This is a genomic window from Aliiglaciecola sp. NS0011-25, assembly GCF_040370605.1.
Lineage (GTDB): Bacteria > Pseudomonadota > Gammaproteobacteria > Enterobacterales > Alteromonadaceae > Aliiglaciecola > Aliiglaciecola lipolytica_A.
The window spans coordinates 65,796-89,305 of record NZ_BAABWR010000018.1; the positions used below are offsets into that span (position 1 = coordinate 65,796).

Here is a 23,510-nt window from a genome sequence, read left to right on the forward strand (position 1 = left end):
TGAAAGATGGATATAAAACCATCTCAATTATCCCTTAATGATTCATTTTTAGACCATAAACATCAACGGAATTTATTTGACTATGACACAGATTACTTGCTCAGACGCGATTATCCAATATTTGATAAAAAACGGTGTGGATACAATTTTTGGTATTCCTGGCGCGCAAACCTATGCTTTTTTTGATGCCCTAAGCCGTTATCAAGACAAAATTAAATTGGTTGTAACTCGCCACGAACAGGGCGCTGGTTACATGGCTTATGGCTATGCAAAATCCACTGGCAAAGTTGGGGTTTACTGTGTGGTTCCTGGGCCAGGGGTGCTCAATTCCACCGCCGCGTTATGTACTGCACATAACACTCCTGTGTTGTGTATTACCGGAGAAGTTCCCAGCGAATTTGTCGGCATAGGACACGGCATGCTACATGAGCTTGATGACCAACTTGGGATCTTAAAAGTACTGACCAAATGGGCTGCTCGCATCAATCATTCAGTCGATGCACCTGCAACCATGTCTAATGCTTTTACACAACTGACGTCGGGACGCCAACGTCCAGTCGCAATTGAAGTGCCTATGGATATTTTTGGACAAAAAGCCACTGTCGATGTGAACTTTCCTGCTATACCTAGCCCTGCTTATGAGCCCCTTGAAAGTAAAATTAAAGCCGCGGCTGAAATGTTAGGTAAAGCAAAAAATCCTATGATTATGGTCGGTAGTGGTGCTGTTGATGCAAAAGATGAAATTCTGCAACTAGCAAAGTTGTTACAAGCTCCTGTGGTCTCATTCCGCGGAGGGCGAGGCATCGTTAGTGATGATTCTCCTTATGGTTTTAATTGTGCGGCAGGCTATAAACTCTATCCAGAAGTTGATGTGATGATTGGCATTGGATCGAGAATGGAATTACCAGCGTTTCGTTGGCAAACTGGGGTAGCAACCTGCAAATTAGTACGGATAGATATAGATCCTACTCAACTTACTCGGTTACGGGGAGATGTTTCGATTGTTGCCGATGCGACCCTTGCAACCCAGGCATTGCTAAATGTGCTTGAAAAAGATATCACTCCACGAGCATCGAAAGAAGCACACTTCGAACAGGTTAAAGCCCAGAGTTGGCAAGAAATCCAAAAAGTGCAACCGCAAATGACCTATCTAAACATCATTCGTGAGGTTATGCCCAGAGATGGTTATATTGTTGAAGAGATTTCACAGGTTGGTTTTACCTCTTGGTTAGGATTTCCAGTATATGAGCCTCGTCACCTTGTCACTTGTGGGTATCAAGGCAACCTTGGGCATGGTATTCAAACGGGAATGGGGGTAAAGGTAGCGAATCCAGATAAAGTGGTCATGTCTATTGCCGGTGATGGTGGTTTCATGTTTGGGGTGCAAGAATTAGCAACGGCTGTACAGTTTAAAATTGGACTCATTATTCTACTGTTTAATAACAATGCATACGGCAACGTAAGACGAGATCAGATCAACTTCTTCGATGGTAATGTGGTTGGCTCAGAGTTAACTAACCCTGATTTTGTGAAGTTGGTGGAAAGCTTCGGTGCAAAGGCTTATAAGTCCGATTCACCAGAGCACTTCGCAGCATTGCTTGAACAAGCCGTGATTGATTCCAAAGAAGGTCCTGTTGTGATTGAAATACCATGCGAACGAGGCAGCGAAAGCTCTGTATGGGAATTCTTGATGCCAGCTGGCTACGGTAACTAAATTATATGGTTTAGATTGCAACATCTACTAGATGGTTGCTGGTGGTGATTAAGCCGTTAGTTGTTAAGCAACTAACGGCTTTTTTGTTTATTGGCTGCGCTGAAAAACGCTACCTACGGCTATTTAATATCTTCTAATGCAACATAGTCTAAATCAAAACCGAAGCAGCGAGGCGACACCGCTTTAAGGGCCTTTTCAGAACGATAGAACTGGGGGCAACCTACTGCAAATACCGCCACTCGTTGACCGTAGCGTAAACGTTCTGCGTTGATTGGTGTCGAGGTTTCATAATCAACAATGACAATTAAATCAGGCACGCTCGCAACCACTTTTTCGCCTTTGCGAGCCAATAAGTATTCATTCTTAATACTAACTGTAAGCGGTAAGTCGTTATTATCAAAAGATTCAATGGTGGCTTCACCAATATCGTAGCCGCCAACAATTCGAGTGGCTTTATCAATCACTTTTCCAGTAAAAATTAAGCGACATTCACCGTAGATTGAATCGTTAAACAGTGCCTGTAAAGGAGCAAGCATCTCGGTGGCTAAACCGCGATTTTCCCGCAGAGTTTGACCAAGTTTAATGGAAAAAGACAAGGTCCCTGGAATAATTGAATCTTTTAACTGACGACCGGTCATTGGATGTTCAGCTGCGGTAATCATGCCGCCAGCAGCCATAGCTAGACTGCGGATATGGCGTTCATACACCTCGGTGCTATTGGTCGAGAATGTCGCCACATTGCCGGCGTAGTCATAAGCAACTGATGGCGTGGGTTTCACACCAGCAATAGCATAACTCATCATTTGCGCTTCTGGTAAGGCTCGGCCCATACCGTCGCCGTCGATAACCGCTAAGCCTCTACCAGCTGCGGCAACAATAGGAATCAATGAATTGCCGCCACCGATTTCAAAAGAAGCAACCGCATCAACGGTTCTGCCAACGTGCTTTTCAAAAGCAGCTAAGGTGTTTGCTGCATCTTCAACCGAAGGAAGTAACTCAAGGCTAACCGTAGGCGCGCCTACAGCACCTATCGCTACCACATAGGCATCGTCGCCGAGTTCGCTCGGCTGAATTACCTCAACCGCGCCAAATTGCTTAATTGCCTGCTCAGCGATTAAACGGGGAACATAGGGATCACCGCCGCCTCCTGTTGCTAAAAAAACAGAACCTAGGGCTAAATCTTCTAAATGTTTTTGTTCAATTTTCATAATGTGGACTCTTGTATACGTTCAGAAGTATTGGTCGGTAAGGCAGCTAATTCACCTATTACTTTAACCCGAATACAGGTACTAGACTCATCCATATAAGGTACGGGGGTTTCTTCGATATCAACGGTGCGTAACGTATCTGCTGCCGCGCCTGCATCTATTGCACGTTGCATGGCATCTTTAGTCACTTGTTTTATCGCCTCTTCACGTGGCAAGGTGCGATAAGACACCATCTGTTCTGCTTCACCACCAATTTGCGCAATTGCGGCTCCAATGGCATTAGCCACACCAGCATGTTCAGGTCGATGAATATCGGACGCAGCTTCTAATCCCTCGGTCACCAAGATAGCGCCACCACCGACCAGTATCACTGGCATAGATTTTCCACCGGGTTTCATCATGTCGATATTGTTATCAAGCATCGAATGTAAGGTCTTCTTGGCCTGACGAATAGTTTGCGGTGAGATATGCGCTACTTTTGTTTTGTCGCCAATATTTGCACCACCACTAGCCACTAAAATATCACTGGTAGTGAGCGTGTTGCCCCCGAAAACTAACGCTTCGGTAACCAGTTTGTGACCAACTGAATGGGGGCCAATAGCAGTGCCGTCGTCGGATACTATGCTGCCGCCGCCTAAGCCAATCGCTAAAATATCGGGCATTCTAAAATTAGTCCGCACGCCGCCAACTTTAATAATGACGTTTGATTCTCGGGGGAATCCATTCTGTAAAACACCAATATCAGAAGTGGTACCGCCAATATCAACTACAATGGCATCTTTTAAACCGGTTAATTTATAAGCGCCCCGTAGCGAGTTAGTCGGCCCTGATGCAAATGTTAGGGCAGGGTAGGAACGCACGAAATCAGCGCTCATTAAGGTGCCGTCGTTTTGGCTAATGTATACCGGACAATGCAGGTCGCGTTTTTTCAGAGCTCCTAAAAATGAGCTAACCACTTTGTCGGCGAAAGGCAATAACGTGGTATTTAAAATTGCTGCATTTTCTCTTTCCATTAAACCCAAACGACCAAAACTATGAGATAGGGTTATTTTCGCATCGGGTATCGCTTTACGAATTTCGTTGGCGACTTGTTCTTCTGGGGCCGAATTTATCGGTGAAAACGCAGACGCTATGGCAATATTTTTAACGCCGCTTTTGAGCATGCTGTTAATCATGTTGCTGATTTCTTGTTGATCGATATCGGCCAACGACCAACCATCATATAAATAGCCACCATGTAGCATATAATATTCGCTATCAAGGGCGTCTTTTAGATCTTGAGGCCAGTCCAACATGGGGGGCATGCCGTTACCTGAGGGTAAGCCAATTCTTACGGCCGCTACCTGTGCTAGTTCACGTCGTTCAATAATGGCATTGGTAAATTGGGTTGTGCCAATCATGACGGTTTCGATTTCATTCTGCGAAATACCGCTGTCGTTTAAAATAACATCCAGCGCATTGGTAATTCCAGAAATCACGTCTGCTGAAGTCAGGGCTTTAGTGGATGCCAGTACATTGTCACCTTGCATAATTACGGCATCAGTATGAGTGCCGCCTACATCTATTCCAATTCTCATTGTGTTTGCCTCTAGCTTTGTGTTCGATGATTGGAACGACGTTCATTCCAAGATAATGTGGTGTATACAATGCCAGCAAGAAAAATAGCATCAATGGCTGCTATTCCTGACGGGGAGGGAATTAAACTTTCCGTGCTTAAAATAGCGAAAACGGCGCTAATCAACCAAGCAATAAATCCTTTGGGCGCTATCGTTCGATTGTTGCTAAGAGAGTCAATGTTGTATGCATGGGGGCGAATGACCAAGTAATCCATAATGATGATCCCAGCTACAGGCACAAAAATAATCGATAGGTAAAAGATAAAGGTAATAAAGTTGTCGAGCAGGTTTAACAAAGCAACAAAAACGCCAACTAAGCCTAAGCCAATAGTCACCCAAGTTGCGTTTAACCTAGGGAAGGTCGCGGTTGTGCTAAGCACAGCACTGTACAAATTCAAAGAATTGAGCACCCAACTTCCAGCAATGACGATAATGGATGCGCCAATGCCTAAGCCCAAATCAATCATAATATCCAATATGTTTGCATGTCCCGAAGATGCGCCGGCTAGTCCCGCTGCACCCATTACCGCCATTTGCACAACAACATAGGCGATAAACGCGATATAAATCGCATTAGACCAGTGTTTAACAAAACGGGTGATATCCGGCAAAATAATAGCGCCAATGATGATTGCACCTACTACCGCTGAAATGCCATCACCGAGTGACAAGGTGGCGGCTTTTTCGGTTGCTAAAATTTGTTCAAATGATTTTTCGCTCAGCGCGGAATACGCCAGTAGGAAGGTCACACCGGCCAACACAGGAACCATTATTGTGGCTAGCCAATTAATCGCTCTAAACCCAATTACCGTAGTCAACGTCATACAAAAACTGGCAATAATCGCGAGGGTTAAAGGTGCGATATTGAGCGCAAAGACATCTAACGCAAGACGCGAGACCGCATCGCCAAACAAATTAATATTCACCCCAAACCAACCCAGCAGTGATATGGCAAAAGCGATATTAACTATGCTTGCGCCTTTGTCTCCAAACGCGATACGCACCAGTAAATAAGAACTCATACGAGTTTTAGCGCCAATGACCCCCATTACGCCACCAATGGCGAAGATAATCAGTGAGCCTATAAACAATGCAAGCAGTGTTTGTATTGGTTCAAGGGCCTGATAGACCTCTAGACCTGTAATAAAAGTAGGTAATGAGAACGCGACCATTGCACCAACGGCAGCAACGCGGGGCCAGGGGACAAGTTGGCTATCCGTAATCCTTACCGCGGAAAATTCATTTAATTCCGGCTTCATAGTGAAAACTCATAGTTGTGTAGACTATCTAACAACGAGCCCTTAAATAAGGGCTCACGAAAATTGAATCATTTAGAAGTTATAGTCGAGTTGAACACCAAAACTAGAGCCTATGTTGGGGAAACGCCCCATGGACACAACACTATTGTCTAACAAGACTAAATCTTCTATTTGACGCTCATCGGTTAGGTTATCTGCATAAGCCGTTACCGACCACACATCGGCTTCGAAGGTCGCTCTTAAATTGATAAAGGTTTGTTTGGATGATTCAATATCGGGGATATCAAAAGTAAATATTCTCGGACCGTTATGGTTCAATTCGGCGCGTAAAATTAAATCTATGTCTGACGACATTTCATATTGATACTCAGTGACCAAGTTGAGGTTGTAATCAGCTACGTGTGGCAGTGAAGAGCCTACTAATTCAGGGCGTTCAACAAACGTTTTTATGTCAGAGTCAATAATTCCGCCATTGGCCATAAAGGTTAAATTTTCGCTGGCCTGAACTGATAACTCAAACTCAATACCTTGAGTGGTCACATCGTCAACAGAGATGTTTTCTAAGGTAAAGGTCTCACCATTGAATCGGGTAATTTGCGCATCTTGTTGATCAATGCGAAACAATGCAAAGTTAAAGGTACCGTTGCCGTCTAGTACACTCGTTTTAAAGCCGACTTCAAAACTATCAGATATTTCTTTATCGAATGTACGGCTAATATCAGGATGGGGTTCGTTAAAACCGCCACTACGAAAGCCCCGTGAGTAACCACCATAAACAAGGGTATCAGGGGTCATTTGGTAGGCTGCAGAGAATTTTGGTTGCAGCTCAGAAAAGGTTTTTTTCTCGAAGGTATCTTCAACGTAGCGAGGATCAAAGGATTCTCTGTCGTCGGTGTCATAACGCATTGCCGCTGTTAATTCCAACTTATCGGTTAAATCGTAATTTAACTGGGTAGATAAAGCCCAAGCGCTACTGGTGTTATCATCTAAAATACTAAAAACGATTAGACTCTCGTCAAAATCTGCGCGGGTTTGTGGTTGATTGCCGGCTAAATCGTCATAGCTATTAAATTCGCTGTTGCGGGTGCGCTCTTGGGCAAACGCGGCTACAGCCCAACGCAGTCGGGTGTCACCATTAGATTTTAGACGTGCTTCAAAGGTAGTGGATTCTACTTTCAATATATTTTCTTGGGCGCCGGCAAAGTAAAAGCCGTCAAAATCACTTTCTTTATTGGAATAGTCGCCATCAGAAAATCCGTTTTGATCCGATTCACTATAACCGGCAACTAATTCAAGGGTTGAAGCTTCAAATTCATGTGAAAAGCGCGCGCTAAACTCGGCTAAATCACGGGTATCTAAGCCGGGCACATTGTGTTCAACCTGTATTGAGAAATCTTCCACAGTGTTGGCATCAACTGCTTGATAGTAACCAATACCGGATTCTGTGTTCGTCAAACGAGCATTTAAATCTAAAGTTGAGTCGTCGGAAACATCGATACTCAATTTACCAAAAACCGAATTCTCTTCATGAAAATCCACTTTTTGGTTCAAGAAAGTATTCTCTAGTTGTCCATCATAATCTCGTCTATAAGCGCCGACTCTAAAGTAAACTTGATCTTCGACTACGGCTCCTGAGGCAACACCAGAAACGCGGAAATCGTTACCGCTGGCGATAGATGTAGTGACTTTCGCCTCAAAATCGTTGGTTGGTCTGCGAGTAGTAATGTTTACTGCACCGCCAATCGCACCTCGTCCATAGAGCGCACCTTGGGCGCCGCGCAGTACTTCGATTCGTTCAATATCAAACAATTGTTGATTCATGAACTCTAAATCTGAGGCTGTAATACCATCAACGACAAAAGCTAACGGGGCATCACCAACCTGAGGAGTAATCAATCCTCGAATTTGAATGCGAGCCAAACCCGGCCGAAAGTTGTCTAGCTGGCTAAGGTTTGGAGTGAGATCGGCAACATCACGAAAGTTTTTTATGCCAGCCCGTTCAATTTGTTCAGCATTAAATGAGGTAATCGACTCAGGGATATTTTGGATGTTTTCAACACGCCCACGGGCGGTAACAACCATTTTTTCGATATCGGTTTCAAGCATTTCTTGTTCTTGCGCTGTAACAACAGAGGAAGACATTGCAAGCATCAAGGAGCTTGGCAACATTATAGCGGCTGCAATTTTACTTAGACGTTGATTATTGACGGGGGTACTTTTTACAAACTCAGTAGTTGTGCGCTTAGACATGGTGTTGGTTCCCATTATGCTTCGGTTGGCAATTTTCTTATTTATTTGAATTCATAGTATATTACTTAACGATGAAAATTTTCTGTTGAAGACACAGCACACAAGCGGATAATCTTTAGCATAAGGCCGCTTTCACAAAACAATCGTTTTTTTAACTTAATATGGGCTACCAATGAGCAGTAAGAAAAGCATCAAGCTAGATCAGATCAATAGAAAAATAATAACGATTGTTCACACGCAGGCGGATATTTCTAATCAAGAGCTCAGTGAGCGTGTGGGGTTGTCGAACAGCGCCTGTTTTCAGCGCACCAAAGCACTTAAGGAAGCAGGATACTTTAATGGCTTTTATACTGATTTGGATTTAAATCGCATTGCTAAAAACGTATTGGCTTATATTGAATTCACCTTAGAATCTAATAATCCTAAGGCCAGACAAAGGTTTGAAGAGGCTATAAACGAGATACCCGAATTTATGGATTGCCTACGAATTACCGGGGACATCGATTACATCTGTTTTACGTGCTGCTCTGACACTCAAAAATTGAATGAGATATGCGATAAGGTGAACGGCAACCCCGAATTGGGCATACAAAAACTCAAAACAAATATTATTTTAGAGCGCGCAAAGTGGTATTTAGGTTATCCCTTACAGAAGTTAGAGTGGTTGGAATAACCCTCAATCCTTTTTAGGTGCGAAAAGATTTTTGCTCTTAACCAATCCGTAAAACTTTATTCTATATGATAATTTGATAGTTCAGTAGGAGAGAGGGGATAGATTTCCCCTCACGTTTTCGTCGCTATCCAAAGAGTTAATTGTCTTCGATAACACAATACAGCAGGCTTGTTATCAACAATTATAATAAGCGCTAAGTCGTTTTTAAGGCACAACTTACTGCTAACAATCGATAGCAGTGTGGGCTAATCACACAACAAAGACTATGTATTTAAATAGGTTGCATGAAAGCGCAGGTGCTCTTCAATGAAAGTTGAGATAAAGTAATAGCTATGGTCATAACCATCATGAAGTCTCAAATCCAGTGGATAATCATTAACCTTCGCGGATGCTTCTAACATTTCGGGCTTTAATTGCTCATTTAAAAAATCATCAGCGCGGCCTTGATCAACTTTTGCTGGTACCTTATAAACAGCTTGTCGCATCAACTCACTGGCATCATGATTTTTCCATGTGTTTTTATCTTTACCCAAATAAGCAGTAAAGGCTTTTTGCCCCCAAGGTGCAGCGATAGGGTTACAAATAGGGCTAAATGCCGACATTGAGCTATAACGTGTTGGGTTTAACATGGCTATGCTAAGTGCACCATGGCCACCCATAGAATGACCACTAATTGCACGCTTATCTGATACAGGAAAGGTCGCTTCAATCAGGTTCGGTAATTCTTTAACCACGTAATCGTACATCTGATAATGACGGTTCCATGGGGCTTGTGTCGCATTGACGTAAAAGCCTGCACCTTGTCCTAAATCGTAACCTTCATCATCTGCCACATCTTCACCGCGAGGGCTAGTGTCTGGTGCCACAATAGCGATACCTAATTCGGCGGCGATGCGTTGAGCGCCAGCTTTTTGCATGAAATTTTCATCGCTACAGGTTAAGCCCGATAGCCAATATAATACCGGCACTTTTAGTCCACTTGATACTTGTGGCGGTAAGTAGATAGCAAATCGCATAGTGCAATTTAATGCCTGCGATTGGTGACTATATTGTTTGTGCCAACCACCAAAGCTTTTATTGGCACTTATATTTTCTATTGTCATTGGAATACCTATATAGACGGCCCAAAATCAATGTGATTTTGGGCAATAGAATGGAGTTTACTGATCAAAAAGAATGACGGTTCGAATACTCTTGCCTTGATGCATCAAGTCAAATGCGTCATTAATGTTTTCCAGAGGCATAGTGTGGGTAATAAAGTCACTCAATTTAAACTCACCCGCTAGATAACGTTCAACGTAGTCGGGTAATTCAGAGCGACCTTTAACTCCACCAAACGCAGAACCACGCCAAACACGTCCAGTCACAAGTTGGAATGGGCGAGTGGATATCTCTTGTCCTGCACCGGCCACACCAATGACTACCGATTCACCCCAACCTTTGTGGCAACACTCTAAAGCAGAGCGCATTAGGTTTACGTTACCAACGCACTCAAATGAGTAATCCACACCACCATCGGTTAGTTCTACAATGACATCTTGAATAGGTTTATCGTAGTTCTTTGGATTAATACAATCTGTTGCGCCCAGTTTTTTCGCTAGTTCAAACTTACTTTCGTTAATATCAATGGCAATAATGCGACCCGCTTTTGCCATAGTCGCGCCAATAACTGCAGACAATCCAATACCTCCTAAACCAAAGATGGCAACAGTAGCCCCTTCTTCAACTTTAGCGGTGTTCATGACCGCCCCGATACCCGTTGTCACCCCACAACCGAGTAAACAAACTTCGTCCAGTGCTGCGCTTTTGTTGACTTTTGCCAAGGATATTTCAGGTAATACCGTGTATTCAGAAAATGTTGAGCAGCCCATGTAATGGAAAATTGGATTGCCATCTTTGTAAAAGCGAGTGGTGCCATCGGGCATCAAACCTTTACCTTGGGTTTCACGAATCTTTTGGCATAGATTTGTTTTTCCGGACAGACAGAATTTACATTCACCACACTCTGGTGTGTAAAGGGGGATAACATGGTCTCCCACTTCTACACTAGTTACCCCTTCACCGATTTGTTCTACAATACCGCCACCTTCGTGACCTAAAATCGCTGGGAAAATACCTTCTGGATCATCGCCTGATAAGGTAAATGCATCGGTATGGCAGACCCCAGAAGCGATAACCCTGATGAGTACTTCACCTTTGCGTGGCAGCATGACATCTACCTCTTCGATGGATAGTGGCTGATTTGGCCCCCAAGCAACGGCGGCTTTGGACTTAATAAATTTATCTGACATAGTTATTCTCACTTTGTGGTTGTTCACCCTGTATGTAGGTTATGAGGTTATTATAGTTATTCCTAATAAGATGATAATATGCTGTTTTATGAATTCACTTTTACGAGGTGGTAATAATTATGCAGTGGGAAGGGATTAGCGAGTTCGTCTACGTTGCGGAAAGCGAGAGCTTTACCCAAGCGTCAAAAAAAATGGCTATTTCTACTGCCCAAGTAAGCCGACAAATAAGCGCATTAGAAAAGCGACTGAATATAAAATTGTTTTATCGTACGACACGCAAAGTGTCCTTAACGGAAGAAGGGCGAGTTTTTTATCAACATTGCCGCAGCGTGCTTGATGGGTTAGAGGCCGCCGAACGCGCCATAACAAACTTGCAATCGAAACCGCAAGGTAAGGTAAAGCTAACTGCCCCGGTTACTTATGGTGAACAACAAATATTACCGCTGGTGAATAGTTTCATGGAGCAATACAGTGGCATTGAGGTAAATGCATTTCTAACCAATCAAAACTTGGATTTGGTTGAAGGTGGATATGATTTAGCTATTCGTATTGGTAAATTAAGTGATTCATCGATGATGGCGAAAAGACTAGGAACGCGGACTAACTATGTTTGCGCTTCATCATCCTACCTTGATAAAAACGGCATACCTCATTCCTTGTCAGAATTGAGTAAACACAATTGTCTTTTAGGAACCTTGGATTATTGGCGTTTTAAACAATCAGACAAAGAAAAGAACATTCGAGTGACTGGTAAAATCCGCTACAACAGCGGCTTCGGACTTGTTGATGCGGCATTAAAAGGCTTGGGCATAGTACAATTACCCGATTATTATGTGCAAGAACACCTGCAAAGTGGAGAATTGATCACCTTATTGGACCATTATCGAGAGCCAGATGAGGGAATTTGGGCTATTTATCCTCAAAACCGCCATTTATCGCCAAAAGTGAGGCTATTAGTGGATTATTTGGCAGAGCAATTACAGTAAAAATGCTGCTCTGAGTGATATATACCAATTTACTTGTCGTGGTTTTATTCGTTTTCTAGCGTTGTTGATCCCCATCATAAATTTTTAGATATGACACTCCCCCAACGCTGGAAAAATGAAGCCATCAAGGCTGAAAACCTGTCAATATAATTAGTAGAGCATAGGAATTGTGAGCTGAAAGATTAAGTGTGCAACCATTTATAAAATACTGAATATTCCACATTCAATGGTTTATTGAGCCGTACACTTATTATAAAGCTAAACGAGAATTGAAGCTTTCTAATGATAATACTCTACCAATGTTATGGTTCCTATTCATACTATTTTATACAGCTGCAAAAATAATGATCCGTTTAAACCTCGAGCCAAAAAAACAACAACGCCAATAAACTACTACCATTTTTAACAATCCTGTTGGTATAAAGAGCAGAAAATAACTATAATTTCATCAATAGTATGAATATTTCATATTTCCGGAGGGGGCATGTCAACAATACGCAAAACTATTACCGTTACAGAGCAACAGGATGAGTGGATTAAAAACCAAATCCAGTCTGGACGTTTTACAAATGATAGCGAATACATCCGGACATTACTGCGTCAAGACCAAGAGCTTAATAGCTACAATGATGCGATACGAAAAGCGCTTATAGAAGGGGAGGAAAGCGGAGAAGCCAAGCCTCTCAACGCTAACGAGTTTAAAGCGAAAATGGCCGCCAAGTATGCCTGAGTTTTGGCTTTCTCCAAAAGCAGAGCAAGATTTGGAATCAATTTGGGTTTACTCTTTTGAGCATTGGGGTCTCGTTAAAGCCGATCAATATATTGATAGTTTATTCTCAGCTTTTAATGAGCTTGCGAACTCTTCTAAACTGGCAATTTCATGTGACCATATTAGGGTGGGGTATCGATTTTGTAGGGAAGGAAAACACGTTATTTATTTTAAAATAACCGATTATGGCATTACGATTACCCGAATTCTGCATGAGCGCATGCTGCCTAGTATTCATCTTTAATTTTTAACCAACACTGGAACGCTTTCTTGAATATATCTGAACTACTTTCTCCAATTAATTCTTTCCTTAGATGTGAAACCCCTCAATCATGGATAGACGAGGCCATCAAGGCCGAGAATCTGCCAATTTTATTAGTGGATCATGCAAATTGTGAGCTTAAAGCCGCGCAAACTGCAATGCTGTTGTTGCGTCGTTATGCAGTGGATAAAGAAAGTGGAGACGCGTTGTTGGCTTGGTTAAAGCCATTCGAAGACTTTGTTTATCGCAAAGTGGGTGATGGAAACTTTAAAGACCATGTTAACTTGTCAAAAAAATTGATCAGCAAATCCAACTTTGCCCACGGTGATGAGCTGATAAATAAAATGGTTATGTTGATCAAAGAAGAACTGCACCATTTTCAGCAGGTGTGGGACATTATGCAAAGCCGTGGTATTGAATATAGTAATTTAACGGCTTCTCGGTATGCCCGTGGCATGATGAAAGGTGTCCGTACCCATGAACCTGCCAAGCTAACAGATACCCTAATTTGTGGCGCATTCATTGAGGCTAGAAGTTGTGAACGTTTTGCTAAGTTAGCGCCATTTTTAGACGCAGAACTAGAGACCTTTTATATCTCTTTATTGCGCTCCGAAGCTCGGCACTTTCAGGATTACCTGAGCTTAGCGGATAAAATTTCACTACAAGGCATTGAACAAAGAGTGGAGTGGTTTAAACAAAAAGAAGCGGAATTAATTTTATCTGATGATAGTGAATTCCGCTTCCATAGTGGCGTGCTTGTGGCGTAATGAATAGTCGTTTAATTTATTGACTGCGCAGAGTTCGATTTCGCGCCGCAAATTTGATCACCGTAGTAATTATTTGAATAATTACAATTTTTAGTGCTGTTGATGGTCGCTTTTGTAGTAAAGATTGATTTAACGTTATTTATTAAAGTTTTCATGTTTATCACCTTGTTTGGACTAGGTCGTTATCTTGACCTATTCATTGGATTCTTTAAATTTGATTAAATTAATAAACTAATTCTATTATTTTGAATCACACTTCTGTGTAAGCTGCTGTTGAAAAATGTCCTTTAAAATACTTAACTCAGAAGTTCTCACATAGTTTGGTCTGATGATTAGCGCTATGGTGCGATGGGGCCCTGGCTCGTTTAAGTGGATCGCGCGTAGTTCTGATTGGTTGTGAATAAGCTGGTCTAATGCCATTTGCGGCACTAAGGTTGTACCTAGTTTTCCGGCGACCATTTGAACTATGGTATGCAGGCTGGCCGAGTCAAAATCCGACTGTTGCTTTTTATTCTGCAGGCTACAAGCCACTAATGCGTGATCCTTTAAACAGTGCCCATCTTTTAACAACATTAATTTCTCTATTTCCATTTCTTCACTGGTTATTTCATTCATTTGACTCGGGCTTTCATCTTTGTGACTGACCCAGTAAAAATCTTCTTCCCAAAATGGAAAGGTCATCAAGCCATCGACGGGGTAGGGTAGAGCAAGCACAGCAGCATCGATGTCACCATTACGCACTAAATCCACAAGTACATGGGATTGCTCTTCTACGATTTGTAGCTTGAAGTCGGGATATTGCTTGCGCACCTCTGGAAGTACTTTGGGTAACATATAAGGCCCAATGGTAGGGATTACGCCCAAGGTCATGGAACGAGATAGAGGTATTTTGTTGGTTTGCGCTAATTGCATTAGCTCATCCATCTCTAGCTTAATACGTTTTGCTTTGGCAAGTATGATCTCGCCATCGGCGGTCACTAATACTTGTTTATTGTTGCGTTCAAAAACTTGCAAGCCGAGTTGCTTTTCCAATTCATTAATAGCCGTACTTAATGCCGACTGTGAAACGTTGCAGGCTTCTGCCGCTTTTTTAAAATGGCGGGTTTTATCAATTGCCAGTGCGTATTTTAATTGTTTTAAAGAAACCATAATCATTGTTCCAAAAAATTGAACATAAATTCAAATTAATTCTAATTAGCTTGATTGTATCAGTAGCAAACAGAAAACACGCTACTTTCATAGTTCTAAAAAATAGAAGATAAGTATAGATTTAATTAAATTTAACTGCACGTTGATTCGAACTATTATTCTCCCCGTCGAAAGCAAACACGCTTTTTAAACAAACCAATTTAAAGCAAATTTTTATTAAAGAGGAATACAAACATGGCTCAGATCGGCAAAACTATCCCAGAATTTAAAGCACAAGCATTTCATAACGGCGAGTTCGTTGAAGTAACGTCTGAAAGTGTTAAAGGAAAGTGGGGCATCTTCTTGTTCTATCCTGCTGACTTTACTTTCGTATGTCCTACTGAACTTGAAGATATGGCTTCACATTACGAAGAGCTTCAAGGTCTTGGTGTAGAAGTATATGCAGTATCAACTGACACGCATTTCTCTCACAAAGCATGGCACGATTCTTCAGACGCCATTGGTAAAATCAACTTCCCAATGATTGGCGACCAAACTGGCACCATTACTCGCGGATTTGATGTGATGATCGAAGAAGATCATATGGCACATCGTGGCACATTCTTGGTTGACCCTGATGGCGTTATCCAAGTAGCGCACATTCACGCTGGCGGCATCGGCCGTAACGCAAAAGATATGGTTCGTAACGTTAAAGCCGCTCAATACGTACGTGAAAACGACGGTGAAGTATGTCCAGCCGCTTGGGAACAAGGTCAAGCAACCTTAACTCCTAGCTTGGATTTAGTGGGTAAAATCTAGATTTAAAACAATCCACGTAAATTGGCGGGTTATAGGAGGTTAATGCTTCTACCCGCCATTTTTTTCACCAGTTTATTTGCAGTAAAAAGGTAACACTATGTTAAATAACGATATTTTAAATGCTCTAAAATCGTATACCAAAAATATGACTAACAGCGTGGCACTAGTTCTACAAACTGGTGAGCACGAAAAACGTCAAGAATTAGTCCAATTTTTAACATCATTATGCTCAGTTTCAGACAATCTGACATTGATTGAGCGGGATGTTAATTTACGTAGCCCAATTACATTCTATTTAGAAGTAAACGGTAAAAACAACGGTATCTCGTTTTCAGGCATTCCCAGTGGGCATGAGTTTAACTCACTTATATTAGCCATTTTACAATCTTCTGGAACGGATCTTAAACTCGATAAAACCTTGCAAAGCATGGTACAGAAAGTGAAAGACGATTTGCACTTTGAAGTCTTTATTTCGTTAAGTTGCCACAACTGTCCGGATGTTGTGCAATCGTTAAATCAATTTGCATTATTGAATGACACTATAAGTACTGAAATGCTAGACGGCGGCTTGTTTCCAGAATTGATTGAGCAGCGCAACATTCAAGGTGTTCCTAGTGTTTATTTAAATGGCGAGTTATTTGCCAATGGTAAAATTGATACCGCACAGTTGGTCGACAAATTAATCCAACGTTACCCTTATATTGTGGGTGGCGATGATAACGAAGCCTTACCACTTCAAGATGTGACTGTTATTGGTGGCGGACCTGCTGGGGTTGCCGCAGCGATTTATTCTGCTCGAAAAGGCTTGAACGTCACTATGATTGCCGATCGAATAGGTGGTCAGGTTAAAGATACTGTGGGAATCGAAAATTTAATTTCTGTTCCTAAAACAACGGGTACAGAATTAACTGGTAATTTATTGGCGCACCTGAACGATTACGAAGTCAATATCAAAGAATTTTTACGTGTTGATAAAATTGAGAAAGGGAAAACCAAGAAAATACATTTATCCAGTGGTGAAATTATTGAAACTAAAACAGTGATTGTCGCAACTGGAGCAAAATGGCGCGAGCTAGGTGTACCAGGTGAGAAAGAAAATGTGGGTTCCGGCGTAGCCTATTGCCCACACTGTGATGGACCTTTCTTTAAGGGCAAAGATGTTGCGGTTGTTGGTGGCGGTAATTCCGGTATTGAAGCGGCAATAGATTTAGCGGGTATGGTTGATCATGTCACTGTTTTCGAATTTTTACCTGAGTTAAAAGCAGACAAAGTGTTGGTGGAAAAAGCCGAAGCTAATAGTAAAATAACGATTATCAAAAACGTCGCTACTAAACAGATATTGTCAGAAAATGGCAAAGTAGTCGGCCTTGAATATGAAGACAGAGTTAGCGGGGAAATAAAGCAACAAGCTTTAGCCGGTGTATTTGTTCAAATTGGTTTAGTGCCTAATAGCGCATTCTTAAAAGATGTGGTTGAACTTAGTAAATTTGGTGAAGTGGTGATAGATCACAAGTGTGCAACCTCTGAGCCTGGTATTTTTGCTGCTGGGGATGTGACAACCGTGCCTTATAAGCAAATTGTCATCGCAATGGGAGAGGGGGCAAAAGCCTCTTTATCAGCCTTTGATTATCTAATCAGAGAAAGCTAAACGCCTATATAAATTCAAAGGGCAAAAGACAAAGACAAGCTTCGGCTTGTCTTTTTTGTATTAAATTATCCAATTAATTGGGTAATAGATTGGTGACTTACGCCGATAACATTCAAAGTCAGTCTATACTTGGAGCACTAACATATTGTTCTAAATGCAGTGAGCTATTAGCAAAAGTAATTTATAATTATAATTATCTTGTATTTCAACATCTTGTTTTGTTGAATTTAATGGAATAAATGGAGTCGAGTTAATGGGTAAACGCAATCAGAATATTGTCGACCAAGAAGTCACTTTTGGGGTAGATGAAGAGTTGGTATCTGTTACAGATCTTCGCGGCGTAGTAACCTACTCAAACGACAAGTTTTGTGAGGTAGCTGGGTTTACCAGAGACGAAATCGTTGGCAAAAATCACAATATCGTAAGACATCCTGATATGCCTAAAGCGGCATTTGCAGATTTATGGGAAAAACTAAAAGCCAAGCAACCTTGGCGTGGGGCGGTGAAAAATCGTTGCCAAGATGGTCGCTATTATTGGGTTGATGCTTATGTCACTCCGGTCTATGAAAATGGCGATTTAAAAGGTTTTCAATCGGTCCGTCGTTTTCTGCAACCTGAATATCGTAAACGTGCAGAAGCTCTTTACTCTAAATTGAATAAAGGCGAGAAGGCCGAACGTAAATGGGCGTTAAGTTGGGGGATTAAACACGCTATATTTTTACTCTTAGCGGCCGCTATTTTAGGTGCAACAATGTTTATGCCTTATTTTGCTGTGTTACTGGTGGGCTTACCTTATTTGGTATTCAAAAGTGAAATCTTAAGTTTGCCAAACTATCTTAAAAAATCTCAGCAAGATTATGACAGTGTCTCTCGATTCGTTTTTTCAGGTACGGGCATTGTCAGTGTTGCTGATTTCCCCGCAAAAATGCATCAGGGTGCAATTCGAACTATCATCGGACGGGTAATAGATAGTTCTGCATCTTTATACAACGTTGTCGTCGAGCTAAAATCTGCAGCTGAGCGAGCGACCGAAGGTGTTGAAAAAGAAACGGCTGAAGTACATCAAGTATCCGCTGCAATCGAGCAAATGGGCGCTTCGATTAGCGAGGTGGCAAACAACATTACCTTAACTTCACAAAAAATTGAAAGTGCTAATCAAGGTTGTGAAAATGCCACTAAAGCAATGACCGAAACAATGCACAAAGTGTCGCAGTTGGCTGAAGATGTGGAAAGCTCTGCAAATGCTTCGGGCCAACTGGCTGAAGAGGCGCAGCGCATTGGCAACGTGATGAGTGAAATTCAAGGTATTGCCGATCAAACCAATTTACTCGCGCTAAATGCGGCTATTGAAGCGGCAAGAGCTGGTGAGCATGGTCGCGGTTTTGCGGTAGTTGCCGATGAAGTGCGTGCATTATCGAGTCGAACCCATTCGGCTACCGAACAAATTCAAACTTCAATTAATGAAATTCAATCCACTTTACTTACTTGGGCTAAATCCATGAATGAAGGTAAAGATGCTGCAATTGAATGTGTTGCTGATACTAGGCAGTCGCGAGAGTTAATTGAGGGCGTTTATCAGCAAATTTCTGAGATATCAGGGCTCGCATTTCAGATTTCCACAGCTGCTGAACAGCAAAGATTGGTCTCTCAGGAAGTTAACGATAGTATTTTAAATGTGAGTAATATTTCGCAAGAAAATTTAGAGCAAGTTAATTTTGTGAAAGAAGCTTCAAACGATATCAATACTAAAGCAAAAGTGCTGGCATCGCTGGGTTTAACATTTGGATAATTTGAATTAAATAAAAACAGCAAGCGCTAATGCTTGCGCTTGCTGTTTTAATCATTATTACCAGATACGTACGCGTTCTTCAGGTGCCAAATAAAGTGCATCACCCGGTTGAACGTTAAATGCTTTGTACCAAGCGTCATGGTTACGAGGGGCAACAGTTCTGTATCGCGCCGGAGCATGGGGATCAGATTTAAGCTGTGACATCAGACTTTGTTCAGTACGTTTTTCACGCCAGACTTGAGCCCAAGCTAAGAAGAAACGCTGATCGCCAGTAACACCATCAATTACCGGTGCTTCTTTGCCATTTAAACTTAATTTATATGCATGATAGGCCATTGCTAAACCGCCTACGTCACCGATATTTTCACCCAGAGTCAGACGACCATTTACATGACTGCCTTCAATTGGCTCATAACCATCATATTGGGCAGCTAACGCATCGGTTCTAGCTTCAAATGCGGCACGATCTTCATCGGTCCACCAATTACGCTGAATACCATTTTCATCCGATTTAGAGCCCTGATCATCAAACCCATGACCCATTTCGTGGCCTATTACTGCCCCTATGCCGCCATAATTTACCGCTGGATCAGCATTGGGATCAAAAAATGGTGGTTGCAGAATTGCCGCAGGGAAAACAATTTCGTTGAACGAACTATTGTAATACGCGTTTACTTGTTGAGGTGACATGCCCCAGCGTTCACGATCTGTTTTTTCAAGTTCTTGAGCTGCGCTATCATCCCTAAAAAACTTACGAATACGTTGTACATTGCCAATTAGGTCATCAGGCTTAATTTCTAGACCATTGAAACTTTGCCATTCATCAGGGTAGCCAATTTTGGGACGAAAAGACGCTAACTTAGCGTGTGCGTTTTTCTTGGTTTCATCCCCCATCCATTGCAAACTATCGATACGTTCGCCCAAGGCGGTTCTGAGGTTTTCAACCAGTTCGGCCATTTGTGCTTTAGAACTGGCTGGAAAATGCTTTTCGACGTAAGTTTTACCAATAGCAAATCCAAGGGATTGGGTACCTGACATTTGCGCTATAGCACGTTTCCAACGAGGACGAGGTTCTTGCTGACCATTTAATGTTTTGCCATAAAACTCAAAGTTAGCACTGAAAATTTCGTCAGATAGCAACTCAGCTTGGTTGGTGATCGTATGATAAGTCATATAATCTTTCCAAACAGAGAGGGGTTCACTATTGACTAATTCAATGGCTTTTTTGATCGGTTCAGGCTGTGACATATTTAAATGCGGAACCTTGTATTCAGTTTCTGCAAAATAGGTATCCCAGTCAAAGCCAGGGTAATCGGTTGACAGTTGTTGCCGTTCAATTTGGTTGAGTGTCAAATCTCGATCGCGACGTTTTTCGCGAGGCCATTGCGCTTCAGCGATTTTGGTTTCTAAGGCTAAGATGCCTTTGGCTTTTTGTGCTGCATCTTGGACTTTTGCAAAATTCAACATCTCTTCAATGTGCGCAACGTATGCTTCACGTATTTCTATAAAACGTTCGCTATCTTCTAAATAGTATGAACGGTCAGGAAGTCCCAAGCCACCAACACCCACAGACATTTGGTATTGATCTGGATTGAGGCGATTAAACCACATTCCACCATAGATCGGGCTTGCCGAACCGTCGAGCCAAGCACGGCCAAACATGGCGGTTAGTTGGGTTTTATCTGAAATACTACTGATACTTTCTAGCACTGGAGAAATGGCTGCGATGCCTTTGGCATTTGCCGCTTCAGTGTCCATGTAAGCTTTATAGAAATTGGCAATTAATTGTTCTTCCGACGTCAATTCTTCGCTATTGCTAGTATTTGCTAATTCATCAATGATAGTTTTAATTTGCTTTTCACTGCGCTCAACTAATTTTGTAAAGGCACCATAGCGAACTTTGTCACTAGGGATTACAAAGTTATCGTACCAAGTACCACCTGCGTAACGGAAAAAGTCGTCACCGGGTTTAACTGATTCATCTCTTGCATCCAGCTCAATACCAAAGTCGCCTAATTCAGCCTTTGTTGTTTGCGTTGTGGCTGCCACATCTTGTTTTGGGGCAGGTGTATCTGCAGACTTATTACATGCGCTTAAAATAAATACGCTCGCTATGCTGGCCGCTATAAGTGTTTTTTTCATAAATCCTCAATTTTTCGCTTTATGATGTATACATCAAAATCCAAAGCTACATGAAACGCTGTATTCAGTACTCTCATGTCTATGAAACCAGTACTGAAATGTTATAAAATAATTTAATCAATATTAACCGCGTTACTCTACCTATAATTGAATCTAAATTACATAGTTGTTAGATAAACGGTACATAATTTAAGAGTAACAAGCTCAAAACAAATAATTTTGTGCTTTAGTCATGAATAATATTGCCAACGTTGTAGGGGATAAATCCCCCAGCTACAGGAAGGGAATTTGTAGCATGGCCTTCAGGCCATGAATGCCGATGCCAGCGTTGTAGGGGATAAATCCCCCACCTAGAGGAGGGGAATTTGTAGCATGGCCTTCAGGCCATGAATGGTGTTGCCAACGTTGTAGGGGATAAATCCCCCAGCTACAGGAAGGGAATTTGTAGCATGGCCTTTAGGCCATAAATGCCGATGCCAGCGTTGTAGGGGATAAATCCCCCACCTACAGGAGGGGAATTTGTAGCATGGCCTTCAGGCCATAAATGGTGTTGCCAACGTTGTAGGGGATAAATCCCCCAGCTACAGGAGGGGAATTTGTAGCATGGCCTTCAGGCCATAAATGATGCCGCCAGTGTTGTAGGGGATAAATCCCCCACCTACAGGAGGGGAGTTTGTAGCATGGCCTTTAGGCCATAAATGCCGATGCCAGCGTTGTAGGGGATAAATCCGTCACCTACGGTGGAGTTGTTAAATCTGCGCTGATCAAATCAATGGATTTAGGAGTGATTTTTAGCATACTACCTTGATCGTACCAATCACCTAACACAATTCGAAGAGCTGGCTTACTATTGACTTCTAATTGATGAATGGCGGGACGATGGGTATGACCGTGGATCAATTGCTGGACATTATATTCCTGCATATAGTTAACCACCTCTGCGGAAGTCACATCCATTATTTCCATGCTAAGTTTTTGCTGATTCTGTTGGCTGGTTTTTCGTCCTTTTTCGGCAATTTTTCTGCGAACCCATAACGGCAAGTTTAAAATCATTCTTGGCCACCACCAACCACGGGCCTTTTTCCGAAATTTTTGGTAGGCGAGATCTAACGTACAGAGTTCGTCACCATGCATCAACAGAGTCGGGGTTCCATACAGATCGATGACATGTTGTTGGTTTAAAATTGTCATGCCTGCTCTGCGCGCAAACTTCTCTCGAATTAAGAAATCACGGTTTCCGTGTATAAAATAGATGGGTACGCCGGTTTGTGAAAACTGCTTAAATAAGCTTGCTACATGTTCGCTAAATTCATTGCGATCGTCATCGCCAATCCAATATTCGAACAAATCCCCAAGGACATATAAAGCATCAGCCCCTAAGGCTTGGTCACTTAAAAAAGATGCCAAACACGCGGTAATGTCAGGACGCTGAGCACTTAAATGCAAGTCTGAAATAAAGTAAGTATATGGTTTCATAAGGAAAACAAAAAAGGCTGATTAAAATCAGCCTTTTTAATGTTATTAATCGGTTATCTCAGCTTTTTGAATAACGACGTCTTCAACAGGTACGTCATCATGCATTCCGTGACGGGATGTTTTAACCCCTTTAATTTTGTTCACGATATCCATGCCTTCAACAACTTCACCAAATGCACAGTATCCCCAACCTTCCATTGATTCACTGCGAAAGTTTAGGAAGCTATTGTCTTTAAGGTTTATGAAGAATTGCGCAGTCGCTGAATGTGGATCATTGGTGCGAGCCATAGCAATAGTACCAGTGTTATTTGCTACACCGTTATTCGCTTCATTTTGTATAGGCTCGTTTGGATCTTTTTGGTCCATTCCTGGCTCAAATCCACCGCCTTGGATCATAAATCCATCTATGACGCGATGAAATATTGTGTTGTCGTAAAATCCATCTTTTACATAGCTTAAAAAGTTCTCAACCGTCTTCGGTGCTTTATCTTCAAAAAGGTTAAGTACGATTACGCCATAGTTTGTATGTAGTTTTACCATCAAGGGTTCCTGTGGATAAAGTAGTGAATTTAAATTTGTTCAGCTAAGTAGTGTATCGCAATCATAAAAATATTTCAGCTGTTGCTGTCACTTTGGAATAATAATTTGTGTTAATTTTTGCTAACACGCTGGTTTATGTCGACATGAGACGGTGCTAGAATCGCGCAATTATT

At 42.0% G+C, this 23,510-nt stretch carries 19 protein-coding genes; 9 read left to right on the forward strand and 10 right to left on the reverse strand.

What is annotated here, in order from left to right:
- The first annotated feature begins 82 nt into the window (after positions 1-82).
- A complete protein-coding gene (locus ABWV72_RS15715) occupies positions 83-1,714 on the forward strand; it encodes a thiamine pyrophosphate-dependent enzyme (RefSeq protein WP_353371629.1) in 1,632 nt (543 codons plus the stop codon).
- 119 nt (positions 1,715-1,833) lie between these two features.
- Here the strand turns inward: ABWV72_RS15715 and ABWV72_RS15720 are convergent, their stop codons facing one another.
- The 4 genes from ABWV72_RS15720 to ABWV72_RS15735 form a co-directional block, all read right to left on the reverse strand.
- On the reverse strand, positions 1,834-2,922 hold the full coding sequence (locus ABWV72_RS15720) for an S-methyl thiohydantoin desulfurase family protein (protein ID WP_353371631.1): 1,089 nt from the start codon (positions 2,920-2,922) through the stop codon (positions 1,834-1,836).
- A complete protein-coding gene (locus ABWV72_RS15725; protein ID WP_303500144.1) occupies positions 2,919-4,499 on the reverse strand; it encodes a hydantoinase/oxoprolinase family protein in 1,581 nt (526 codons plus the stop codon). The genes ABWV72_RS15720 and ABWV72_RS15725 overlap by 4 nt, the downstream gene beginning before the upstream one ends.
- A gap of 11 nt (positions 4,500-4,510) precedes the next feature.
- Positions 4,511-5,797 carry a purine-cytosine permease family protein gene (locus tag ABWV72_RS15730; protein ID WP_353371634.1) on the reverse strand — a complete coding sequence of 429 codons (1,287 nt, stop codon included), beginning with the start codon at positions 5,795-5,797 and terminating at the stop codon, positions 4,511-4,513.
- Positions 5,798-5,869: 72 nt separating this feature from the next.
- On the reverse strand, positions 5,870-8,047 hold the full coding sequence (locus ABWV72_RS15735) for a TonB-dependent receptor (protein ID WP_353371636.1): 2,178 nt from the start codon (positions 8,045-8,047) through the stop codon (positions 5,870-5,872).
- 172 nt (positions 8,048-8,219) lie between these two features.
- Between ABWV72_RS15735 and ABWV72_RS15740 the strand changes: the two genes are divergently transcribed.
- Positions 8,220-8,720, forward strand: coding sequence for an Lrp/AsnC family transcriptional regulator (locus ABWV72_RS15740; protein WP_353371638.1), 501 nt, complete (start codon positions 8,220-8,222; stop codon positions 8,718-8,720).
- A 263-nt stretch (positions 8,721-8,983) separates the two neighbouring features.
- Here ABWV72_RS15740 and fghA read toward each other — a convergent pair whose 3' ends face one another.
- Positions 8,984-9,823: an S-formylglutathione hydrolase gene (gene fghA / locus ABWV72_RS15745; protein WP_353371640.1), complete on the reverse strand. Its 840-nt coding sequence runs from the start codon at positions 9,821-9,823 to the stop codon at positions 8,984-8,986.
- A gap of 57 nt (positions 9,824-9,880) precedes the next feature.
- Positions 9,881-11,011, reverse strand: coding sequence for an S-(hydroxymethyl)glutathione dehydrogenase/class III alcohol dehydrogenase (locus tag ABWV72_RS15750; RefSeq protein ID WP_353371642.1), 1,131 nt, complete (start codon positions 11,009-11,011; stop codon positions 9,881-9,883).
- Positions 11,012-11,130: 119 nt separating this feature from the next.
- Here ABWV72_RS15750 and ABWV72_RS15755 point away from each other — a divergent pair, with 119 nt between their 5' ends.
- The 4 genes from ABWV72_RS15755 (at position 11,131) to miaE (ending at position 13,795) form a co-directional block, all read left to right on the forward strand.
- A complete protein-coding gene (locus ABWV72_RS15755; protein ID WP_342807569.1) occupies positions 11,131-11,997 on the forward strand; it encodes a LysR substrate-binding domain-containing protein in 867 nt (288 codons plus the stop codon).
- A 484-nt stretch (positions 11,998-12,481) separates the two neighbouring features.
- On the forward strand, positions 12,482-12,727 hold the full coding sequence (locus ABWV72_RS15760; protein ID WP_353371644.1) for a type II toxin-antitoxin system ParD family antitoxin: 246 nt from the start codon (positions 12,482-12,484) through the stop codon (positions 12,725-12,727).
- Positions 12,720-13,010, forward strand: coding sequence for a type II toxin-antitoxin system RelE/ParE family toxin (locus tag ABWV72_RS15765; RefSeq protein WP_342807573.1), 291 nt, complete (start codon positions 12,720-12,722; stop codon positions 13,008-13,010). Before ABWV72_RS15760 ends, ABWV72_RS15765 begins: the two co-directional genes overlap by 8 nt.
- A 26-nt stretch (positions 13,011-13,036) precedes the next feature.
- Entirely contained in the window at positions 13,037-13,795 is a 759-nt protein-coding gene (miaE, locus tag ABWV72_RS15770) for a tRNA isopentenyl-2-thiomethyl-A-37 hydroxylase MiaE (RefSeq protein WP_353371647.1), read from the forward strand.
- Positions 13,796-14,035: 240 nt separating this feature from the next.
- On the opposite strand, the gene ABWV72_RS15775 is transcribed toward miaE, so the two are convergent.
- Positions 14,036-14,944: a hydrogen peroxide-inducible genes activator gene (locus tag ABWV72_RS15775; protein ID WP_353371649.1), complete on the reverse strand. Its 909-nt coding sequence runs from the start codon at positions 14,942-14,944 to the stop codon at positions 14,036-14,038.
- A 234-nt stretch (positions 14,945-15,178) separates the two neighbouring features.
- Between ABWV72_RS15775 and ahpC the strand changes: the two genes are divergently transcribed.
- From ahpC to ABWV72_RS15790, 3 genes are all read left to right on the forward strand, one after another.
- The gene (gene ahpC / locus ABWV72_RS15780) at positions 15,179-15,742 is read left to right on the forward strand and encodes an alkyl hydroperoxide reductase subunit C (RefSeq protein WP_216050410.1); all 564 of its coding nucleotides are present in this window, start codon (positions 15,179-15,181) and stop codon (positions 15,740-15,742) included.
- 97 nt (positions 15,743-15,839) lie between these two features.
- On the forward strand, positions 15,840-17,390 hold the full coding sequence (ahpF, locus tag ABWV72_RS15785; RefSeq protein ID WP_353371651.1) for an alkyl hydroperoxide reductase subunit F: 1,551 nt from the start codon (positions 15,840-15,842) through the stop codon (positions 17,388-17,390).
- Positions 17,391-17,643: 253 nt separating this feature from the next.
- Positions 17,644-19,179 carry a methyl-accepting chemotaxis protein gene (locus ABWV72_RS15790; protein WP_353371653.1) on the forward strand — a complete coding sequence of 512 codons (1,536 nt, stop codon included), beginning with the start codon at positions 17,644-17,646 and terminating at the stop codon, positions 19,177-19,179.
- A 57-nt stretch (positions 19,180-19,236) separates the two neighbouring features.
- Here ABWV72_RS15790 and ABWV72_RS15795 read toward each other — a convergent pair whose 3' ends face one another.
- The 3 genes from ABWV72_RS15795 to ABWV72_RS15805 form a co-directional block, all read right to left on the reverse strand.
- On the reverse strand, positions 19,237-21,321 hold the full coding sequence (locus ABWV72_RS15795; protein WP_353371655.1) for a M13 family metallopeptidase: 2,085 nt from the start codon (positions 21,319-21,321) through the stop codon (positions 19,237-19,239).
- 735 nt (positions 21,322-22,056) lie between these two features.
- Positions 22,057-22,797 (reverse strand): UDP-2,3-diacylglucosamine diphosphatase, encoded by a 741-nt coding sequence (gene lpxH, locus ABWV72_RS15800; RefSeq protein WP_353371657.1) that lies wholly within the window; start codon positions 22,795-22,797, stop codon positions 22,057-22,059.
- Positions 22,798-22,842: 45 nt separating this feature from the next.
- Positions 22,843-23,337 (reverse strand): peptidylprolyl isomerase, encoded by a 495-nt coding sequence (locus ABWV72_RS15805; RefSeq protein WP_216047039.1) that lies wholly within the window; start codon positions 23,335-23,337, stop codon positions 22,843-22,845.
- Positions 23,338-23,510 lie beyond the last annotated feature (173 nt).